16 protein-coding genes are annotated in these 18,434 nt (G+C 64.3%); 10 read left to right on the top strand and 6 right to left on the bottom strand.

What is annotated here, in order from left to right:
• Positions 1–35: 35 nt before the first annotated feature.
• The gene (locus U4Y90_RS24915) at positions 36–200 is read right to left on the bottom strand and encodes a hypothetical protein (protein ID WP_321798547.1); all 165 of its coding nucleotides are present in this window, start codon (positions 198–200) and stop codon (positions 36–38) included.
• 29 nt (positions 201–229) lie between these two features.
• Here U4Y90_RS24915 and U4Y90_RS24920 point away from each other — a divergent pair, with 29 nt between their 5' ends.
• The 9 genes from U4Y90_RS24920 (at position 230) to U4Y90_RS24960 (ending at position 10,979) form a co-directional block, all read left to right on the top strand.
• Positions 230–1,138 (top strand): Ku protein, encoded by a 909-nt coding sequence (locus U4Y90_RS24920; protein WP_321798549.1) that lies wholly within the window; start codon positions 230–232, stop codon positions 1,136–1,138.
• Between the two features lie 17 nt (positions 1,139–1,155).
• The gene (gene ligD / locus U4Y90_RS24925; protein WP_321798550.1) at positions 1,156–3,852 is read left to right on the top strand and encodes a DNA ligase D; all 2,697 of its coding nucleotides are present in this window, start codon (positions 1,156–1,158) and stop codon (positions 3,850–3,852) included.
• A gap of 21 nt (positions 3,853–3,873) precedes the next feature.
• On the top strand, positions 3,874–4,188 hold the full coding sequence (locus tag U4Y90_RS24930; protein ID WP_321798552.1) for a hypothetical protein: 315 nt from the start codon (positions 3,874–3,876) through the stop codon (positions 4,186–4,188).
• A gap of 203 nt (positions 4,189–4,391) precedes the next feature.
• Entirely contained in the window at positions 4,392–5,018 is a 627-nt protein-coding gene (locus U4Y90_RS24935) for a biliverdin-producing heme oxygenase (RefSeq protein ID WP_321798554.1), read from the top strand.
• The gene (locus U4Y90_RS24940) at positions 5,015–7,387 is read left to right on the top strand and encodes an ATP-binding protein (RefSeq protein WP_321798555.1); all 2,373 of its coding nucleotides are present in this window, start codon (positions 5,015–5,017) and stop codon (positions 7,385–7,387) included. Before U4Y90_RS24935 ends, U4Y90_RS24940 begins: the two co-directional genes overlap by 4 nt.
• On the top strand, positions 7,380–7,844 hold the full coding sequence (locus U4Y90_RS24945) for a response regulator (RefSeq protein ID WP_321798557.1): 465 nt from the start codon (positions 7,380–7,382) through the stop codon (positions 7,842–7,844). Before U4Y90_RS24940 ends, U4Y90_RS24945 begins: the two co-directional genes overlap by 8 nt.
• 74 nt (positions 7,845–7,918) lie before the next feature.
• Positions 7,919–9,856 carry a response regulator gene (locus U4Y90_RS24950; protein ID WP_321798559.1) on the top strand — a complete coding sequence of 646 codons (1,938 nt, stop codon included), beginning with the start codon at positions 7,919–7,921 and terminating at the stop codon, positions 9,854–9,856.
• Between the two features lie 131 nt (positions 9,857–9,987).
• Positions 9,988–10,455, top strand: a complete 468-nt coding sequence (locus U4Y90_RS24955; protein WP_321798561.1) for a VOC family protein — start codon at positions 9,988–9,990, stop codon at positions 10,453–10,455.
• Positions 10,456–10,505: 50 nt separating this feature from the next.
• Positions 10,506–10,979: a VOC family protein gene (locus tag U4Y90_RS24960; RefSeq protein ID WP_321798562.1), complete on the top strand. Its 474-nt coding sequence runs from the start codon at positions 10,506–10,508 to the stop codon at positions 10,977–10,979.
• A 10-nt stretch (positions 10,980–10,989) separates the two neighbouring features.
• Here U4Y90_RS24960 and U4Y90_RS24965 read toward each other — a convergent pair whose 3' ends face one another.
• Positions 10,990–11,805, bottom strand: coding sequence for an ABC transporter permease (locus U4Y90_RS24965; protein ID WP_321798564.1), 816 nt, complete (start codon positions 11,803–11,805; stop codon positions 10,990–10,992).
• The gene (locus U4Y90_RS24970; RefSeq protein WP_321798565.1) at positions 11,802–12,491 is read right to left on the bottom strand and encodes an ATP-binding cassette domain-containing protein; all 690 of its coding nucleotides are present in this window, start codon (positions 12,489–12,491) and stop codon (positions 11,802–11,804) included. The genes U4Y90_RS24965 and U4Y90_RS24970 overlap by 4 nt, the downstream gene beginning before the upstream one ends.
• Positions 12,492–12,617: 126 nt before the next feature.
• Between U4Y90_RS24970 and U4Y90_RS24975 the strand changes: the two genes are divergently transcribed.
• Positions 12,618–14,999, top strand: coding sequence for an AsmA family protein (locus U4Y90_RS24975; protein ID WP_321798566.1), 2,382 nt, complete (start codon positions 12,618–12,620; stop codon positions 14,997–14,999).
• Between the two features lie 15 nt (positions 15,000–15,014).
• Here U4Y90_RS24975 and U4Y90_RS24980 read toward each other — a convergent pair whose 3' ends face one another.
• From U4Y90_RS24980 to U4Y90_RS24990, 3 genes are all read right to left on the bottom strand, one after another.
• On the bottom strand, positions 15,015–17,162 hold the full coding sequence (locus tag U4Y90_RS24980) for a TonB-dependent receptor (protein WP_321798567.1): 2,148 nt from the start codon (positions 17,160–17,162) through the stop codon (positions 15,015–15,017).
• 100 nt (positions 17,163–17,262) lie between these two features.
• Positions 17,263–17,646 (bottom strand): DUF2946 domain-containing protein, encoded by a 384-nt coding sequence (locus U4Y90_RS24985; protein WP_321798569.1) that lies wholly within the window; start codon positions 17,644–17,646, stop codon positions 17,263–17,265.
• A 526-nt stretch (positions 17,647–18,172) separates the two neighbouring features.
• The gene (locus tag U4Y90_RS24990) at positions 18,173–18,415 is read right to left on the bottom strand and encodes a DUF2795 domain-containing protein (RefSeq protein ID WP_321798570.1); all 243 of its coding nucleotides are present in this window, start codon (positions 18,413–18,415) and stop codon (positions 18,173–18,175) included.
• Between the last annotated feature and the right edge of the window lie 19 nt (positions 18,416–18,434).

An 18,434-nucleotide genomic window follows, 5' to 3' on the forward strand; every position in this document is an offset into this window, starting at 1 on the left:
GCAAACTTCCCGTTTTCACGCGGCATCAGTAAAACTTACAGATGATCAGCGTGGCGGGCTTCGCCGGTAAACACGGTCCACCAGGCAGGAAAGGCATCGGCGCGCCCGCTCGTTTTGGCACGCTTCGTGCGACACCTGTCGATGCCGCGCTGGAATCCGCGCGCGAAAAACGCTTCGACGCAAGACTCGAGCGTGCTCATCGATTCGATCGGACAGCGAAGGTGCCGCGATGCCGCACATGATCTGGAAAGGCGCGATCAGCTTCGGGCTGGTCCACGTGCCCGTGCAACTCTACCCGGCGACGCAGTCGGAGAAGGTCGGCTTCAATCTGCTCGACAAGCGCTCGATGGACCCGATCGGCTACAAGCAGATCAACAAGAATACGGGCAAGGAAGTCACGCGCGAGAACATCGTGCGCGGTTTCGAATACGAGAAGGGCAAGTACGTCGTGATGACCGACGCCGAAATCCGCGCGGCCAATCCCGAATCGACGCAGACGGTCGACATTCTCGCCTTCGTCGATGCCCCTGAAATCTCCTTCCTCTCGCTCGATACGCCGTACTACCTCGCGCCCGATCGCAAGGGCGAAAAAGTCTACGCGTTGCTGCGCGACGCGCTGAAGGATACCGGCAAGGTCGGCATCGCGAGCGTCGTGCTGCACAACAAGCAGCATCTCGCGGCATTGATTCCCGTCGGTCCCGCGCTCGCGCTCAACACGCTGCGCTGGGGCGACGAAGTGCGCGACTTCAGTCAGTTCAAGTTTCCCGACGAAGATACGAAAAAGGCCGGCGTCACGCCCAAGGAACTTGAGATGGCGAAGCGCCTCATCGACGACATGAGCGACACGTGGGACCCGACGAAGTATCACGACACCTTCAGGGACGACATCATGGCGCTCGTCGACAAGAAGGTGAAGGAAGGCAAGGTCGCCGAGGTGATGAAGATCGACGAGAGCGGCGAGGAGAAGGCATCGGCCGACATCCTCGACTTGTCCGAACTGCTCAAACGCAGTCTGAAGAAAGGCGGCGCGGCGAAACGAGGCGGCAAGGCCGCACCGTCCGACGACGATTCGGGCGATGAAGCGGGCGAGGAAGCCGCGCGTCCCGCGCGCAAGACGACACGGCGCAAACGCGCCTGAGCCAGGGCCAGACGACGATGGCCGAGAAACTCGAAACCTATCGACGGATGCGGCGTTTCGACGAGACGCCGGAGCCGAACGGTGGCGCCAAGCGGAGTGCGCGCGCAAAAAAGTCCGCGGCTCACGCGCTGTCTTTCGTGATCCAGGAACACGACGCGCGGCGTCTGCATTACGACTTCCGGCTCGAACTCGACGGCACGCTCAAATCGTGGGCCGTGCCCAAAGGGCCGAGCCTCGATCCGTCGGTGAAGAGGCTGGCGGTGCATGTCGAAGATCATCCACTCGACTACGGCTCGTTCGAAGGCGAGATTCCCGAGGGCAACTACGGCGCCGGCAGCGTCATCGTGTGGGATCGCGGGACATGGGCGCCGCAGTCGGGCAGCATCGAAGAAGCGGCGCGCGAATACGAAAAAGGCAAACTCAAGTTCACGCTCGACGGCGAAAAGCTGCGCGGCGGCTGGACGCTCGTGAAGAGCCACATGCGCGGTAGCGGCGACAAGGAGCAGTGGCTGCTCATCAAGGAGCGTGACGACGAAGCGCGGCCCGAAGCCGAGTACGACATCCTGCTGAAGAAACCCGGCAGCGTGATGTCGGCATCGCTCGGCGCGCGCGACAAGCGCGGCGCCGTGCGCGAGCGCGCCGAACGCAAGACGGCCGCGAAAAAAGCCACGGCGCGCAAGACGACGGCGAAGAAGGCGAACGGTCACGCGCATCCGGATATCGTCGCGAATCGCAGCGCCGAGTCATTGCGCACGCTGTCGCACGAGCCCGCGATCGAAGGAGCGGTCAAGGCGAAGCTGCCCGCGACCTTCAGGCCGCAACTCGCGACGCTCGTCGATGCCGCGCCGCCCGGAGATGATTGGGCATACGAAATAAAATTCGATGGCTATCGCGTGCTCGCGCGCATCGAAACGGTGAAAGGCAGGCGCCAGATCCGCATCGATACCCGCAACGGCAACGACTGGACCGCGAAGTTCTCGAAGCAGGTGAAGGCGCTCGACGCGCTCGATATCGAAAGCGGCTGGCTCGACGGCGAAGCCGTCGTGCTCGACGAACGCGGCCTGCCTGACTTTCAGGCGCTGCAGAACGCGTTCGATGCCGGGCGGCCGCAGGATATCGTCGTGTATTTCTTCGACGTGCCGTATCTGAACGGCTACGACTTGCGCAACGTGCCGCTCGTGCAGCGCCGCGCGATCCTGAAGGCGCTCATCGAGCCGATCGACGATCCAGTGTTGCGCTATTCGCAGGACTTCGCCTTTCACGCCGACGACCTTCTGAAAAGCGCCTGCGACATGGCGCTCGAAGGCATCATCGGCAAGCGCATCGACGGCGGCTATGTGTCGGGGCGCAGCACTTCGTGGATCAAGCTCAAGTGCCGCCGCAGACAGGAGTTCGTGATCGGCGGCTATTCGGAGCCATCGGGAAGCCGCGCGCAATTCGGCGCGCTGCTGCTCGGCGTGTACGACGCGCACGGCAAATTGCAGTACGCCGGGCGTGTCGGCAGCGGCTTCGGTCACGCGACGCTGGTCGCGGTAAAGAAGGAGCTCGACAAGCGCGAGACCGCTCGCATGCCCTTTGCGAGCGAGCCGCAGGAACGCAGCCGAACGCCGGTGCACTGGGTGAAGCCCGAACTCGTGGCCGAGTGCAATTTCGCGGAATGGACCAAGGAGCGCATCGTGCGACAAGCCTCGTTCGTCAGTCTGCGCGACGACAAACCCGCGCGTCAGATCGTGAAGGAAGAGCCGGCGTCGGCGAAGAAGGCGGCGTCGAAGAAAGTGGCGAAGAAGACGTCGACGAAGGCAAAAGCAGGTTCAGCCGACATCGAAGGCGTGAAGATCAGTCATCCTGATCGCGTGATCGACAAATCGACGGGACTGACCAAGCTCGATGTCGTCGAGTACTACGCATCGGTCGCCGACTGGATGCTGCCGCATCTGAAAGACCGGCCGGTGTCGCTCGTGCGCGCCCCGGAAGACATCGGCGGCGAGCTGTTCTTTCAGAAGCACAGTGCGAAGCTCGCGATCCCCCACATCACGCAACATCCGGATATCGACCCGGGCCATCCGCCATTGCTGACGATCGAATCGTCGCAGGCGCTCGTCGGCACGGCGCAGATGGGCACGATCGAGTTGCACACATGGAACGCGGTGGCATCGAACATCGAAAAGCCGGACCGCATGGTCTTCGATCTCGATCCGGGCGAAGGCGTCGGCTGGGAGCGGATGATCGAGGCCGCGAAGCTCACGAAGGACCTGCTCACCGAGCTCGGCCTGACGTCGTTCTGCAAGACGAGCGGCGGCAAGGGCTTTCATGTGGTCGTGCCGCTTGCGAAGCACGCGAGCTGGGACGACATGAAGGACTTTTCGCAGGCGGTCGCGCAGCACATGGCGAGCGCGCTGCCGAAGCTTTTCTCCGCGAAGATGGGCATGCAGAATCGCAAAGGGAAGATCTTCATCGACTATCTGCGCAACAACCGCGGGTCGAGCACGGTGGCGGCGTTTTCGCTGCGGGCGCGGCCCGGGCTCGGCGCATCGATGCCGCTTTCATGGCACGAACTCGATACCGTCACGAGCGGCGATCAATGGAACATCGGCAACGTGCGCGAGCGGCTCGACGCGCTGAAGCAGGATCCGTGGGCAGGCTATGACGAGACGCGTCAACGGCTCAGCGCGGAGATGAAAAAGCGGCTCGGCATCAACGGGTCGCGCAAGTGAGCCTTTATCAGGGAGACGATCATGAAGCAGGCGAACACGGCGCCGGAGAGCGCGCCCGAGCGCGGACGCGAAATGGCGAGCAAGGACCGCGAGCGGCAGATGCACGACGATGCGTCGAACGCGCCGCTGCCGCACGAGGCGGATCAGAACGTCGAATCGCAGCACGAGCATGAAGCACGCGATGTCGGCAAGCAGGCGCACGAGGATATCGAGCGCGGTCTCGTGGACACGGACAGAAGAGGCGGCGACGACTATCAACGCGATACGCAGCGCGATGAGCACGTGAACGTGAACAGTGACGAGAGCAGCGGCGAAGGCCGCTCGCGCGAGCGATGAACTGACTGGTGAATAGCCTTTGCGAATAGCACCGCGCGAGCCGCTTGCGTAAAATGAGTCGTTGATCACGAGCGGGTTTGGAAGGCAACGTTTGCCGCGTTTTTTCTACCGATGCGCACATTTGAAGCGCGCGTCATCCGGTAAGCCCTTCCGATGCCTGTACCCTGCGCCCGCTTTGCGGCCTGACGCCAACACCACGGAACATGCCACTCGACCTTTTGTCCCGCCTGAAAAGCGAAACCGCCGCGTGTCATGCGCGGCTCGAGAATGCGCTCGACCTGATGCGGGACGACTTGCAGCGCGACGAATACATCGTGCTGCTCGAACGATTCTACGGCTACGTCGCGCCATGGGAACATGCGGCCGCCGCTTGCATGCCGGCCTCGCTCGCCGGCTTTTTCGACGAGCGCCGCAAGGCGTCGCTGCTCGCAGCCGACCTCGCTGCGTTGACGGGCGAGCCGCATTGCGTCGCGTCGGTGCCGCAAGCGGATTCGCACGATGACCTTCCGCGCATGCATACCATCGGCGAAGCGTTCGGCTCGATGTACGTGATGGAAGGCAGCACGCTCGGCGGCCGTTTCATCGCGCCGCATGTCGCCGAGCGTCTCGCGCTCACGCCCGGTATCGGCAATGCCTATTTCGACGGCTACGGCCCACGCACGGGCAGCATGTGGAATGCGTTTCGCGCGACGGTCACGGCGAACGTGCCGCAGCCTCAGTACGACGATGCGGTGAAGGCCGCCATCGCCACGTTCGACAGTCTGCACGCCTGGCTGTGCCCCGAAGCGGTCGATGCGCACGCGCAACCGGCGCCGGGAGCGGCTTCATGAGCGAATCCGCGAGCGAGCCGCCGATCGGTGCGAGGGCTTTGCATGAAGCATCGCAAGGACCGCCCGATGCCGAAGCGCGCCGGCTCACGCTCAGTTCGGGCGTCGCGAGCAAGGACTGCGATGCCGAGCCGATCCACATTCCCGGCGGCATCCAGCCGCATGGATTTCTGCTCGTGCTGTCCGACGATTTGCGCATCCTGCAGGCGAGCGAGAACCTGGCTTCGCTGACGGGCGCGGGCGTCGATGCTGTGCTCGGCGAACCGCTCGACGTGGCGCTCGGCGCGGCGGCCGCGCAACGCATCGCGCAGACGGCCGCCACGTCCGCGCTCGAAGATGCGCCGCTATATATCGGCCCGATCGACGTGACGCCGTCGTCGTCCGCGCGATCGATGCGCTTCGATGTCACGCTGCATCGTCATGACGGCGTGTTCGTCGTCGAACTGGAAGCCGCTGCCGCGACGGGCGATGTGTTCGCCTCGATGTATCCGCTCGTGCGCACGTTCGCGCGCGGATTGCAGGAAGCGCAGACGGTGCAGGCGCTCACCGAGCTCGCGGTGCGCGAAGTGCGCGCGATCACGGGCTTCGGCCGCGTGATGCTCTATAGCTTCGACGAAGAAGGCCGCAGCCATGTGCTCGCGGAAGACCGCGACGAAAGTTATCCGTCGTTCCTGCATCAGTTTTTCCCGGCTTCGGACATTCCGCGGCAGGCGCGCGCGTTGTATCTGAAGAATCGCATCCGTCTCGTCGCCGATGTCGACTACCAGCCCGCGCGGCTCGTGCCGGCCCTGAACCCTGTCACCGGCCGTCCCACCGATCTCACTTACGCCACGCTGCGCAGCTTTTCGCCGGTGCATCTGGAGTACATGCGCAACATGGGCACGCACGCGTCCATGTCCGTGTCGATCGTCGTGCGCGGGCAGCTGTGGGGCCTCGTCTCGTGTCACGATCACGACGCGCGTCTCGTGCCGTTCAATATGCGTGTCGCGGTCGAGCATCTCGGGCATATGCTGTCCTTGCAGATCGAAGCGAAGGAAGAGCGCGCCGAAGGCGAATATCTGACCGCGCTGCGTCGCACGATGGGCCGTCTGATTTCGGCGATGGGCGAGCACGAGAACTTCGTCGCCGGTTTGCGGGCCGTGCCGCAAGATGTGCTCGGCTTCGCGCGCTCGGCGGGCGCGGCGATCGTTTTCGACGATCAGGTCACGCTGCTCGGTGCCACTCCCGATGAGGACACCGTGCGCGCGCTCACGCACTGGCTCGCGGAGAATACGTCGGGCGTGTGGGCGACGGATTCGCTCGCGCGCGAATGGCCTCGGGCGGCGGCGCATGCGGACAAGGCATGCGGCGTGCTCGCGGTGCCGGTCTCGCAAATCTTCCGCAACTATCTGCTGTGGTTCAGGCCCGAACTGATGCAGACCATCAAGTGGGCGGGCGAGCCGGTCAAGATAGAAGGCGCGGATGGCGCGAGCGCCCCGCGCACGAACTTTTCGCCGTGGCTCGAAACGGTGCGCGGTCATTCCGCGATGTGGCGTCAGGGCGAACTCGAAATCGCCGGCGAATTGCGTGGCGCGCTGCTCAACATCGTGTTGCGCCGCGCGGAAGAGCGCGCCGAACTCGCGACCGAGCTTGCGCGCGCGAACAAGGAACTCGAGGCGTTCTCGTATTCGGTGTCGCACGATCTGCGCGCGCCGCTGCGCCATATCGCCGGATATGGCGATCTCCTGCGCGAGCAGGAAGGCGAGCGCATGTCGGACAAGAGCCGGCGCTTTCTGAACAACATGCTGGATTCGGCGCGCTTCGCGGGCACGCTCGTCGACGATCTGCTGACCTTCTCGCAGATGGGCCGCGCCGCGCTCAGACCCGCGGCGGTCGATCTCGGCCCGCTCGTGCGTGCCGTGGTGCAGGAGTTCGAGGTGGAAGGCTCAGGACGGGACATCGAGTGGGTTATCGGCGCGCTGCCGCGCGTGACCGGCGATGCCACGTTCCTCCAGCTCGCGCTGCGCAACCTGATTTCGAACGCGGTGAAATATACGCGAACGCGGGAATCGGCGAAAATCGAGATATTCGCGACCCGGCGCGGCGACGAATACGTGATCGGCGTGCGCGACAACGGCGTCGGCTTCGACATGAAATACGGGGCGAAGCTGTTCGGCGTGTTCCAGCGGCTGCATCGCGCGGAAGAGTTCGAGGGCACGGGCATCGGGCTCGCCAACGTGCGGCGCATCGTCGAGCGTCACGAAGGGCGCACGTGGGCCGAGGGGCGGCTGGGAGAGGGCGCGGTATTCTATTTCTCCCTGCCGGTTGTATTCCGCAATGCGAATGGAACGCAAAGCGCGCCAGGTACAAAGTCAAGAAAAGACCATGCTTAAACCGATACTGCTCGTCGAAGACAATCCGAACGACCTCGAGCTCACACTCGTCGCGCTCGACAAGAGCCAGCTCGCGAACGAGGTGATCGTGGCGCGCGACGGTCAGGAAGCCATCGACTATCTCACTTGCGAAGGCGAGTGGAAGGAGCGTACGCCCGGCAATCCGGCGGTGATTCTGCTCGACCTCAAGCTGCCGAAGATCGACGGCCTCGAAGTGCTCGACATGATTCGCTCGAATACATCGTTGAAGAGCGTTCCGGTGGTCATGCTGACGTCCTCGCGCGAGGAGCAGGATCTCGTGCGCAGCTACGAGCTCGGCGTCAACGCCTACGTGGTGAAGCCGGTGGAATTCGCCGAGTTCGTCGAGGCCATCAGCGATCTCGGTGTGTTCTGGGCCGTCCTCAACGAGCCGCCGCCAGGATCCACGCGCTTTCGCCGCCCGCCGCCCGCGCCATGAGCGCCTCGCCCATGTTCACGAACCCGCTCGATCCGCTGCGCCCGCAAGCGTCCTTTGAAGAGGACGCCTAGATCATGCAGCCCCTGCATCTGCTTCTCGTCGAAGACAACGCGCTCGATGCGGAGCTGACGATCGCCCAGTTGGAGCGTGCCGACTATGCGGTCGATGCGTCGATCGTGTACGACTCCGCGGCTTTCATCGCCGAGCTGGAGAAGAAGCGCTTCGACGTGATCCTCGCCGATTTCGTGATGCCGACCTTCTCGGGCATCGAGGCGCTCACGATCGCGAGCGAGCGCTCGCCGGATACGCCGTTCATCTTCGTGTCGGGTTTGCTCGGCGAAGAGCATGCCGTCGACATGCTGAAGCGCGGCGCGACCGACTACGTGCTGAAGCAGCGTCTGCAACGCCTGCCCGCGGTCGTGCGCCGTGCGATGCGCGAGAGCGCGGAGCGTGCGCAACGCATCGCGGTCGAGCGTGCGTTGCGCGAAACGGAGACGCATTTTCGCCTGCTCATCGACGCGCTGAAGGATTACGCCGTCATCACGCTCGATCCCGAAGGGCGCATCCGTACGTGGAACGCGGCCTCCGAGCGCATTCTGGGCTTTCCCGCGCCGGACGTGCTCGGCCAGTCCGCGAACATTTTCTATGCGCAGGAAGACCGCGAGGCGGGCGTGTTCGAGGCGGAGCTGGAGACGGCGCGGCGCGAAGGCAGCGCGAGCGACGACCGCTGGCTCTGGCGCAAGGACGGCCATTCGTTCTTCGCGTCCGGCGTGACGACGGCGATTCGCAGCGAGCACAACGAGCTGATCGGCTTTTCGAAGATCGTGCGCGACGCGACCGACGCCCACATGGCCGCCGACGCGTTGCGGCTCGCGAAGGATCAGGCGGAATCCGCGAATCGCGCGAAAGACCACTTCCTGGCGGTGCTGTCGCATGAATTGCGCACGCCGCTCACGCCGATTCTCGCGGCCGTGCGTTTGCTCGAAATGAAGCACTCGCTGCCGCGCGAGGCGCATCCGATGCTCGATCTGATCCGCCGCAATGTCGAGCTCGAAGCGCGCCTGATCGACGATCTGCTCGATCTCACGAGCATCGCGCGCGGCAAGCTGTCGCTCAATTTCGCGAGCGTCGCGTTCGATACCTTGCTCACGAGCGCGCTCGACATGTCCGAGGCCGATCTGCGCGCGAAGGGTCTGACGCTCGACACGCATTTCGATGCGGGCCAGTTCGTCGTGCTCGGCGATGCCGCGCGGCTTCAGCAGATCGTCTGGAATCTGATGAAGAACGCGGTGAAGTTCACGCCGGCGGGCGGGCGCATCGACGTGCACACGTGGAATCCGGATGCGACGACGATCGCCGTGTCGGTGACGGACAGCGGCATCGGCATCAGCGCGGAGGCGTTGCCGCGCATCTTCTCGGCGTTCGAACAGGCCGACGATTCGATCACGCGCTCGTTCGGCGGCCTGGGCCTCGGCCTCGCGATCGCGAGCACGCTGGCGCAGAAGCACGGCGGCACGCTTTCCGCCTACAGCGAAGGCCGTGACACGGGCGCGCGCTTTACGCTCACACTGCCGCTCGCGAAGCTGCAGCCCGCGCACGAAGACGAACCGCGCGTCGAAGCCGCGACTCAGGCGCAGGGGCGCGCGCTGAAGGTGCTGCTCGTCGAGGACAACGAGCAGACGTCTTCGGCGATGGCCGAAGTGCTCGAAATGCTCGGCCACGAAGTGACGGTCGCGGTGTCCGTCGAAGAGGCGCTCGAACGCGCGACGAGCGGGCCGTTCGATCTGCTCGTCAGCGACATCGGCTTGCCGGACGGCAGCGGGCTCGATATCGCGCGCGCGTGGCAGAAGCTGCAGCCCGACAAGCCTTCGGTGGCGATCACGGGCTACGGCATGGACGAGGACATTCGCCGTTGCCGCGAAGCCGGCTTTCGCGACCATCTGACCAAGCCCGTCAATTTCTCGCGGCTCGAGGCGCTGATTCAATCGCTTGCCGATCAGCATTCGAAATAAGCTATCTGCGCGCCCGTGCAAAAATTTGACGACCGCCTGCGTAGTCATGTCAATTGACGGGCGCTTCGTTCGTTGTAGGGTATGAGGGCTGCGCCAAACCCGGCGCACCTCGTTCACTCAACGGAGCAAACATGTCCCAATCCGCCGTCAAGCCGATCCCCGAAGGCATGCATTCTCTGACCCCGCACCTCGTCTGCGCGGGCGCCGCCGACGCCATCGAGTTCTACAAGCGCGCGTTCGACGCCGTCGAGCTGGGCCGCATGCCCGGGCCGAACGGCAAGCTCATGCACGCGATGGTGAAGATCGGCGATTCCATGCTCATGCTCGTCGACGAAGACACGTCCTGCGGCATGGTCGGCCCGAAAGCGGGCAGCGCCTCGCCGGTCACGATCCATCTGTACGTTCAGGACGCCGACGCCACCCAGAAGAAGGCCGCCGACGCCGGCGCGAAAGTGACCATGCCCGTCCAGGAGATGTTCTGGGGCGACCGCTATGGCCGTGTGGAAGACCCGTTCGGGCATCAATGGTCGGTCGCGACGCACGTGCGCGACGTGAGCCCCGAGGAGATGAAAGCCGCGATCTCGGCGCCGCGCCAGTGATTCGCGCGCCGATCCATTGAATGACGCAACAGGAGCACGGAGGCACGCACATGCAAAAGATTTCGCCCTGTCTATGGTTCGACGGCCAGGCCGAGGAGGCCGCGAATTTCTATCTCGGTGTGTTCAAGAGCGCGCGCATCAAGGAGATCATGCGCCATACCGAATCCAGCCCGGGACCGGCCGGCACGGTCCTCGCCGTGCTGTTCGAGCTGGAAGGCGAGGACTTCATGGCGCTGAACGGCGGCCCGGAGTACACGTTCACGCCGGCCATTTCGATGTTCATCAAATGCGATTCGCAAGCCGAAATCGACCACTACTGGGACAAGCTGATGGACGGCGGCCAGTCGATGGCGTGCGGCTGGCTCACGGACCGCTTCGGCGTGACGTGGCAGATCGCGCCGACGCGCCTGCTCAAGATGCTGCAGGACCCCGATCCGGTGAAGGCCGATCGCACGATGAAAGCGATGATGGGAATGATCAAGCTGGATCTCGCGGCGCTGGATCGGGCGTACGACGGCGCGTGAAACGCGCGCGTCACGCGGCGCGCTTGCGGGGCTTTCGCTCGATCAGCTTCGACGCCATGAACCGATGGTCGCTCGAAAACAGCCGTCGATAAGTCAGCACGACGGCCCCGACCACGCCGAGCCCCGACGCCGCCGCGATCAAAAACATGATGACGATCTGATACCGCACCGCCTGCAACGGCGATTGCCCGGCGAGAACCTGACCTGTCATCATCCCGGGCAGGCTGACGAGGCCGACCACGGCCATCTGGTTCAAGGTGGGAATCATGCCCGCGCGCACGGCCTGGCGCGCGGGCCCTTGCGCCGCTTCCCAACGCGAGGCGCCGAGCGCGAGCGACATTTCGACCGCCGCGCGTCCCGAGGTGAGCTCTTCGGTCATGCGCTCGATGCCCAGCGACACGCCCGTCAGACAGTTGCCGAGGATCATGCCGAGAATCGGTATCGCGTATTGCGGCTCGTACCACGGATGAATCCGGATCACGGCAAAGAGCCCGAACGCGCCGATCAGCCACGAACTGCCCCAGATCGACAGGATGCTGTCCGCGCGCTGCCCGGCGTAGGTGCGCCGCCCGCGATTCGATGCGGCGAGACCGGCGATGACCGTCATCAGCGCCATCAGCGGCAGCACGACATACCAGCGATCGAACGCGAAAACCCAGCCGAGCACATAACCGATCAGCAGCAGTTGCACGATGGTCCGGATCGCGGCGACGAAGAGCTTGCGCTCGAGTCCGAGTTCGAGCGCCACCGAGAGCGCCCCGTTGACGACGATCAGCGCCGCCGCCAAACCGATATCGAAGAGGCTGAGGTTCTGATAGCTGTTCATCGCGTATCCTCGCCGAGCACGCCCGCGTGCATCGTCAGGTGACGCGTGGCGACGCGCCGCGCCTGATCCGGATCGTGCGATACCCAGATGCACGCGCGCGCCGCATCGGCGTCGAACCATGCCGAGACGAGCGCTTCGATCGAGCGGGCCGATGCCGGATCGAGCGATGCGGTCGGTTCGTCGAGCAGCAGCACATCGGGCGCGAGTTGCAGCACGCGCACGAGCGCGGCGATCTGCGCTTCGCCGCCGGACAGATCGCTTGCGAATTTGTCGAGAAAGTCCGCGCCGCGTCCGGCGGCCTGCGCGAGCCGCATTGCGATATCGCGATCGAAATGCGTATCGCGATAGGCTCTGAGCGAGAACGGATAGCGCAGATTGTCTTCGACGGTGCCGTCGAGCATCGCGGGGCGCTGCGCGATATACGCGACGCGCCGCCGATAGGCCGGAATGCGCGAGCGTTCGATGCGCTCGGCGCGCCACGTGACATAGCCGGCATCGCATGCATCGAGAAGCGCGAGCGTGCGCAGAAAGACGCTCTTGCCCGAGCCCGAAGGCCCGGTGATCGCCGCGCGCTGGCCCGCAAGCAGCGCGAAATCGGCGGGATGCAGCAGCACCGTGCCGCGCACCGCGTCGCGGCGCACCGCGCCGTGCGTCGCGACGAGTTCGGGCGATGTCGCATCAGGCATCGTGAATGTGGGGTCTCGTTCTTGGAGCGAACATCTTACGGACATTCGGCGTCGGGCGGACGCACGAATGCGCGGGCACACTATGTGCTGCCGCACTCATAATCAGAAAAAACGGATGGAGCCGTCATGGCGCAGGCCCGAACGACCGGAAAAATCGGAAAGATCGTCGCATGGTTTTTTGCCGTTCTTGCGGTTCTGATTGCAATATTGGTGGTCATCTTTCTGACGTTCGACTGGAACCGGCTGCGGCCCTGGGTGGATGACAAGGTATCGGAAGCGATCGGACGCCGCTTCGAGATTACGGGCGACCTGAAGGTCGGCTGGCGCCGTCCGCCGAACGAGACCGGGTGGAAGCGCTGGGTGCCGTGGCCGCGCTTTTCCGCCGAAAAGATCACCATCGCGAATCCGGACTGGTCGCGCCAGAGATTCTTCGCGACGCTCGACGAAATCGACTTCCAGGTGGCCGTGCTGCCGCTGCTCGCGCACGACATCGTGGTCCCGACCATCAATCTCGTGAATCCGTCGATCGATATCGAACGGCTCAAGGACAATCGGAACAACTGGACCTTCAAGTTCAAGCAGTCGACCGAGCCTTCGACGTGGAATCTGAAGCTCGGCGACATCTCGCTCGCGAAGGGCACCGTCGATGTGCGCGATGAAGTCACCAAGGCCGACATGCACGTCGTCGTGGATACGCTCGGACAACCCGTGCCGATCGGCGACGTGATGAAGCAGCAGGAAGCGGCGTCGGCGAAGTCGTCGGCGGAGATGGTCGGCAAGAGCGGCGCGGCCAAGCTCGACAAACAGGCCGATGCGGCCGCGGCGTCCGAAGCGTCCGCGGCATCGGCTGCCTCGGCGGCGGCTGCGGCGAACGCATCGACGCCCAACCCGGCGAGCACGTCGGCCAATACCAGCATCACGACCAAGGACGGGGCCAAGCCGTCGATTCCGCCTTACGCGTTCGGCTGGACCGTGAAGGGCACCTACAACGGCGGCAAGGTGTCGGGCAACGGCAAGCTCGGCGGCGTGCTCGCCGTGCAGGACGCGAAGCGCCCGTTCCCCGTGCAGGCCGATGTGCGGCTCGGCGACACGCATATCGCGTTCGTCGGCACGGTGACCGATCCGGCGCATCTCGCCGCGCTCGATCTGCGCCTGTGGATTCAGGCCGTGAGCATGGCGCATCTCTATCCGTTCACCGGCGTGACCTTGCCCGAGACGCCGCCGTTCGCGACGGAAGGGCGCCTCACCGGCCAGTTCCGCGAAGACGGCAACGTGTTCCATTACGAGAACTTCACCGGACGCGTGGGCGGCAGCGACATCAACGGCTCGCTCGTCTATGTGGGCCGGAAGCCGCGTCCGCTGCTGCAAGGCGAGCTCGTATCGCATCTGTTGCAGTTCAAGGATCTCGCGCCGATCATCGGCGCCGATTCGAACGCGAGCAAGGCGAAGCGCGGCGAAACGGAGAAGCAGCCGTCCTCCAGGGCACTGCCGACGGAAGAGTTCAAGACCGATCGATGGAAGGCCATCGACGCCGACGTGAAGTTCACCGGCCAGCGCATCATCAAGGATCCGGATCTGCCGATCACCGATCTGTACACGCACGTGCTGATGACGGACGGCGTGCTCTCGTTCGAGCCGCTCAAGTTCGGCGTGGCGGGCGGCTCGCTCGCGTCGAACATTCATCTGGACGGCAGCGCCGCGCCGCTCAAGGGCCGTGTGTCGGCGCAGGCGCGGCATCTGAAGCTCAGGCAGCTTTTCCCGACCGTGAAGACGATGCAATCAGCGCTCGGCGAGATCAACGGCGACGCAGCGCTCTCCGCAACCGGCAATTCGCCGGCGGCGCTCGCGGCGACATCCAACGGCGAGGTGAAGGCGCTCATCACCGAGGGCACCGTCAGCCGTCTGTACATGGAGGCCGCGGGCTTGAACGTAGCTAACGTGGTGTACGAGAAGCTCTTCGGCAAGCGCGACGTGAACATCAACTGCGCGGCGGCCGATTTCGTCGTGACCGACGGCGTGCTCGATTCGCGCGTCTTCGCACTCGATACCGATGACGCGGTCATCAACGTCGATGGCACGGTCAACCTGAAGACGGAGGACATGGATCTCGGCATCCATCCGCATACGAAGGGCTTGCGCATTTTCTCGCTGCGCTCGCCGTTGTACGTGAAGGGCACCTTCAAGGATCCGCACGTCGGTGTGAGTCCGGTGCTCGCGCTGCGTGGCGCCGCCGCTGTCGGTCTCGGCCTGATCAATCCGTTTGCGGCGCTGATTCCGCTCATCGCGCCGAGCAACAACAAGCCTCTGCCTTGCCAGCAGATGCTCGCCGACATAGGCCGCGCGCCGAGCGCGCCGCCTCCGGGGCAGAAGCAACAGGCGAAGGCGGCGCCGGCTTATATGTCGTCGGGTGCGGCCGCGAGCGGCGCCAGCACGGACAAGACGGACAAGGGCGCGAAGAAGCCGGCGGCGCCCGCGCCCGCGAGCGCCGCGCAGTATCGCGGCAGTTGACCGATCGTCGCGCGGCTAGAACGCGTAGCGCACGCCCGCGAAGATGCTGCGGCCTTCGCCCGGATAGAAGATCGCGGTCGACGACGCGGTCCGCGCATCCGCGATGGTGCTGATGTCGCTCACATAGCGCTTGTTGGTCAGATTGCGCGCGTCCAGAAACACCGAGAGGCCATTGCGAAAATCCATCCCCGCCTGAACGCCGATGAGTGTATAGCCCGGCACGCGCAGCGTGTTGGCGTCGTCCGCCCACGCGCCCGCCGGCACCCAGTCGACCGAAGCGGACACATGAAAACCGTTGGGCCGCGAGTAGCCGAGCACCGCGCGCATCACGTTGACCGGCACGCCCGCGATGCGGTTGTTGCCGTACTGCGGATCGTCCTTGAAGCGGAAGTCGCTCAGGTTCCACAAGCCCGATAGCGTGATCTTGTCGCCCGCGTGCGCGATGTCGCGCCACACATCGACCGATACGCCCGCCTCGATACCCTGCAGCACCGTCTTGTTCGCGTTGAAAGTGGATGCGGGTATGTCGGGGTTCGTCGTGTACTGAAGCAACTGGTCGCGCACGAGCGAGCGATACGCGGTCAGATCCCAGCTCACGCGATCGCGCGTGCCACGTGTGCCGAGTTCGAGCGTCCAAGCGTGCTGCGACGTGAGCGGCGTGAAGCGCGTGGTGGTCGAGAAGGTCTGGGTGAGATCGCCGAAGTCCGGCACATCCTGGCTTCGCGTGATGTCGACATAGGCCTGGATCTCGCGGTTCGGCTGCCACAGCACGCCGAGCTTCGGATTCACGCCGCTGAAGGTTTCGCTCGCCGACTTGTAGTTCGGATCGGCCGCGAGCCCGCCATGATCGACATACTTGCGCACGTCGCGCAGGGCCTTGAAGCCGGCCATCAGCGCGACGGTCGGCAGGACGAAGAGACGGTCTTCGACATACGCCTCGTAGTTGTAGGCGCTTTGCGTCGAGTCGAGCGTTTGCGCGCCTTCGTTGCCCGACACGTTGACGTACTGGCGCGCCTGCGTGTTGCCGCCGAAGAAGCGCGCGCCCGCGATGACGTCGTTGCGCATCCCGCTCACGTTCAACGTCGCCGTATAGCGCGGTGCGAAGCCGTAGGTCCAGCCGTCCTGATCGATGACCTGAAAGATCGGGTGATACAGGCTCTTGTGGATCGCCCAGGTGACGACATCGAGCTGGCCGACGTCGAGCCTGACCGTCGTCTTGTTGGCGATGCGCTCGGTGCGCGTATCGCGCGCCTGATCGCCGGACAGCGCGCTCGCGGATGCCTTGGTCGGATCGTTCAGTGCATCGCTCAGGGTCAGCGTGCCAGGAAGCTGCTGATCGACGACATATGCGCCGAGATAGAAGCGCGTCTCGACATCCGGTGAAAAGCGATAGCCGATATTCGCATTGAACTGCTCGTACTGACCGCGCTCGTGATCGCGATAGCCGTCCGCATGATTCACGGAAAACGTGCCGATGAAATCCAGCGGACCCATCACGCGCGAAAACTGCGCGCTGCCTCTCACCGTGCCGAAGCTGCCGCCTTCGAGACGCAGCAGGTTCGGCGCATCGGCGGTGTAGGCGGAGGGCGTCACGAAATCGATCGCGCCGCCCATCATCGACGATCCGTACGCGAGGCCGTTGCCGCCCTTGTAGACATCGACGGACTGCAGTGCGAGCGGGTCGATCTGATAGTAGTCGCCGCTGCCATCCGCGAGATTGGTCGGGATGCCGTCCTGCAGAATTTCGAGCCCGCGCGTATGGTAGCCGCGCGCGAGCCCCGAGCCGCGAATGGACACGCGCAATTCCTGCCCGTAGCGGTTCTGCACGAATACGCCCGGCACGTTCTTGAGAACGTCGCGCAGCGTGAAGGCGTAGGTGCTCTGATAATCGGCGCTGTCGACGAAGCCGACGGAGCCGACCGTCGCATCGAGCGCGCGCTTCTGATCGGCGACGTTCTGCGAGGTCAGCGAACGTTCCGCTTGCCCCTGCACGACCACGGCGGGAAGCGTCGCGGGTTCGGCGGCTTGCGCGGCTTGAGCGAATGCGCGCGTTGCAAACAGCGCGGTGATGCCGGTCACGAGGGCGCTTTGCCGGGCGAGCCGCTTCCCCGCGTGAAGGTGTACGGACGGCGCAAAGCCGCCCCTTGCTGCGAAAGTGAGCATGGTTCTTCTTCGAATTCGTGATGAAGTGGGGCGACGCACGATGCGTTTCGACGTGCGACGCCGTTCGATGCCGCGAAGGCATCGATCCGTCCGGACGAAGTCAGATGAGAACCGGGGGCGCGCGTGGCTGCGCCGTGGTGAACGGAGGGGCGGGACGCGCGCCGCGAATCCGCGCGAGTACAACGGCGCGGCCTGCCGGAACCTCGAGCGTCGCGGATGCGCGTGTGCCGGAGATCGCGGGCGCGTGCGCGAAGAAGTGGCAATAGCCGCACGCCTGATCGTCGAAGTGAGCGAGCGTCTCGGGCGCGTGGTGGCCGGCGGTGCGCTCGATCGTCGATGCGTGCGTCGAGCAAAGTTCGGCGGTGAACGCATCCGCAGCCGCGTTCGACGCGAGCAGTTGCGAAACCACCGGCGCGAACGTGATCAGCAGCATTGCGAGCAATGCCAGCAGTGAACCCGTTCGTTGGTGGAAGCGACTGCGCATGACGACGACGAAGATTTGCAAATTCCGAGTGCGGGGATTATGCCTCGGGTTACTTTGTATTACAAAGCAAAGCGGACACGAATTCCCGGAATCAGCGAGCGCGCATGTCGTCCCGAGTTGTCCCCGTCAACTGGGGAGCACTCTGTTGAAAACGCGCCGAGAAGTCCGCTAAATGACTGATGCCCAAGGAAAAGTCATGCGCGCTTCACATTGCATCAACGCGTGCGGGGCTTTGCATAACTTATCCCCAGCACACGGGGAGAGGGCTGTGGAAAACCGCTTGGCGACTCACCTAGTTTGTTGATTTCGCGCGGCAATCCCCGTGCGGCGCGGATCGCGCCACTGTTTCGCGCTCGCGAGGCGCGTCGAGGCGATGCCCGACTTATCCACAATTTCTGTGGATAGCAGTGTTGAAAAGGCGCGTGCTTGCGCGTTAAGCCTTTGATGAATAACGATTTGTATGACCTGATCGGAACTGGGCGACGTTGCCCGCGAGCGCCTGCATCGCGCTCACGATCCGGCAGTTTCAGATCGAGATTCCGGGGCCGCCGTTGCTGCCCAGCAGCCGCTCGACCGAATCCGCATCCGTGTAGTCCTGCTCGGGCAGGCCGTCGAACACGGTGATCACGTCATTGGAAACGCCCGCGGCGCGCGCCGCATCGACGATCGCGTCCTTGTTGGCGGGATACTTCACGAGACGCAATACCTGGGCGATCTCGTCGTCGATCGGCTCGTCGTTCAAGGCGTGTTTTGCGTGCGTGTCGGTCATTACGAGGTCCGGTGTCGAG

The sequence above is a fragment of the Caballeronia sp. J97 genome (assembly GCF_905220305.1).
Taxonomy (GTDB): Bacteria; Pseudomonadota; Gammaproteobacteria; order Burkholderiales; family Burkholderiaceae; genus Caballeronia.

Excerpts from the sequence above, each read along its gene's own strand:
- U4Y90_RS24915 (WP_321798547.1), bottom strand. The coding sequence starts at position 200 with ATGAGCACGCTCGAGTCTTGCGTCGAAGCGTTTTTCGCGCGCGGATTC.
- U4Y90_RS24920 (WP_321798549.1), top strand. The coding sequence starts at position 230 with ATGCCGCACATGATCTGGAAAGGCGCGATCAGCTTCGGGCTGGTCCAC.
- ligD (WP_321798550.1), top strand. The coding sequence starts at position 1,156 with ATGGCCGAGAAACTCGAAACCTATCGACGGATGCGGCGTTTCGACGAG.
- U4Y90_RS24930 (WP_321798552.1), top strand. The coding sequence starts at position 3,874 with ATGAAGCAGGCGAACACGGCGCCGGAGAGCGCGCCCGAGCGCGGACGC.
- U4Y90_RS24935 (WP_321798554.1), top strand. The coding sequence starts at position 4,392 with ATGCCACTCGACCTTTTGTCCCGCCTGAAAAGCGAAACCGCCGCGTGT.
- U4Y90_RS24940 (WP_321798555.1), top strand. The coding sequence starts at position 5,015 with ATGAGCGAATCCGCGAGCGAGCCGCCGATCGGTGCGAGGGCTTTGCAT.
- U4Y90_RS24945 (WP_321798557.1), top strand. The coding sequence starts at position 7,380 with ATGCTTAAACCGATACTGCTCGTCGAAGACAATCCGAACGACCTCGAG.
- U4Y90_RS24950 (WP_321798559.1), top strand. The coding sequence starts at position 7,919 with ATGCAGCCCCTGCATCTGCTTCTCGTCGAAGACAACGCGCTCGATGCG.
- U4Y90_RS24955 (WP_321798561.1), top strand. The coding sequence starts at position 9,988 with ATGTCCCAATCCGCCGTCAAGCCGATCCCCGAAGGCATGCATTCTCTG.
- U4Y90_RS24960 (WP_321798562.1), top strand. The coding sequence starts at position 10,506 with ATGCAAAAGATTTCGCCCTGTCTATGGTTCGACGGCCAGGCCGAGGAG.
- U4Y90_RS24965 (WP_321798564.1), bottom strand. The coding sequence starts at position 11,805 with ATGAACAGCTATCAGAACCTCAGCCTCTTCGATATCGGTTTGGCGGCG.
- U4Y90_RS24970 (WP_321798565.1), bottom strand. The coding sequence starts at position 12,491 with ATGCCTGATGCGACATCGCCCGAACTCGTCGCGACGCACGGCGCGGTG.
- U4Y90_RS24975 (WP_321798566.1), top strand. The coding sequence starts at position 12,618 with ATGGCGCAGGCCCGAACGACCGGAAAAATCGGAAAGATCGTCGCATGG.
- U4Y90_RS24980 (WP_321798567.1), bottom strand. The coding sequence starts at position 17,162 with ATGCTCACTTTCGCAGCAAGGGGCGGCTTTGCGCCGTCCGTACACCTT.
- U4Y90_RS24985 (WP_321798569.1), bottom strand. The coding sequence starts at position 17,646 with ATGCGCAGTCGCTTCCACCAACGAACGGGTTCACTGCTGGCATTGCTC.
- U4Y90_RS24990 (WP_321798570.1), bottom strand. The coding sequence starts at position 18,415 with ATGACCGACACGCACGCAAAACACGCCTTGAACGACGAGCCGATCGAC.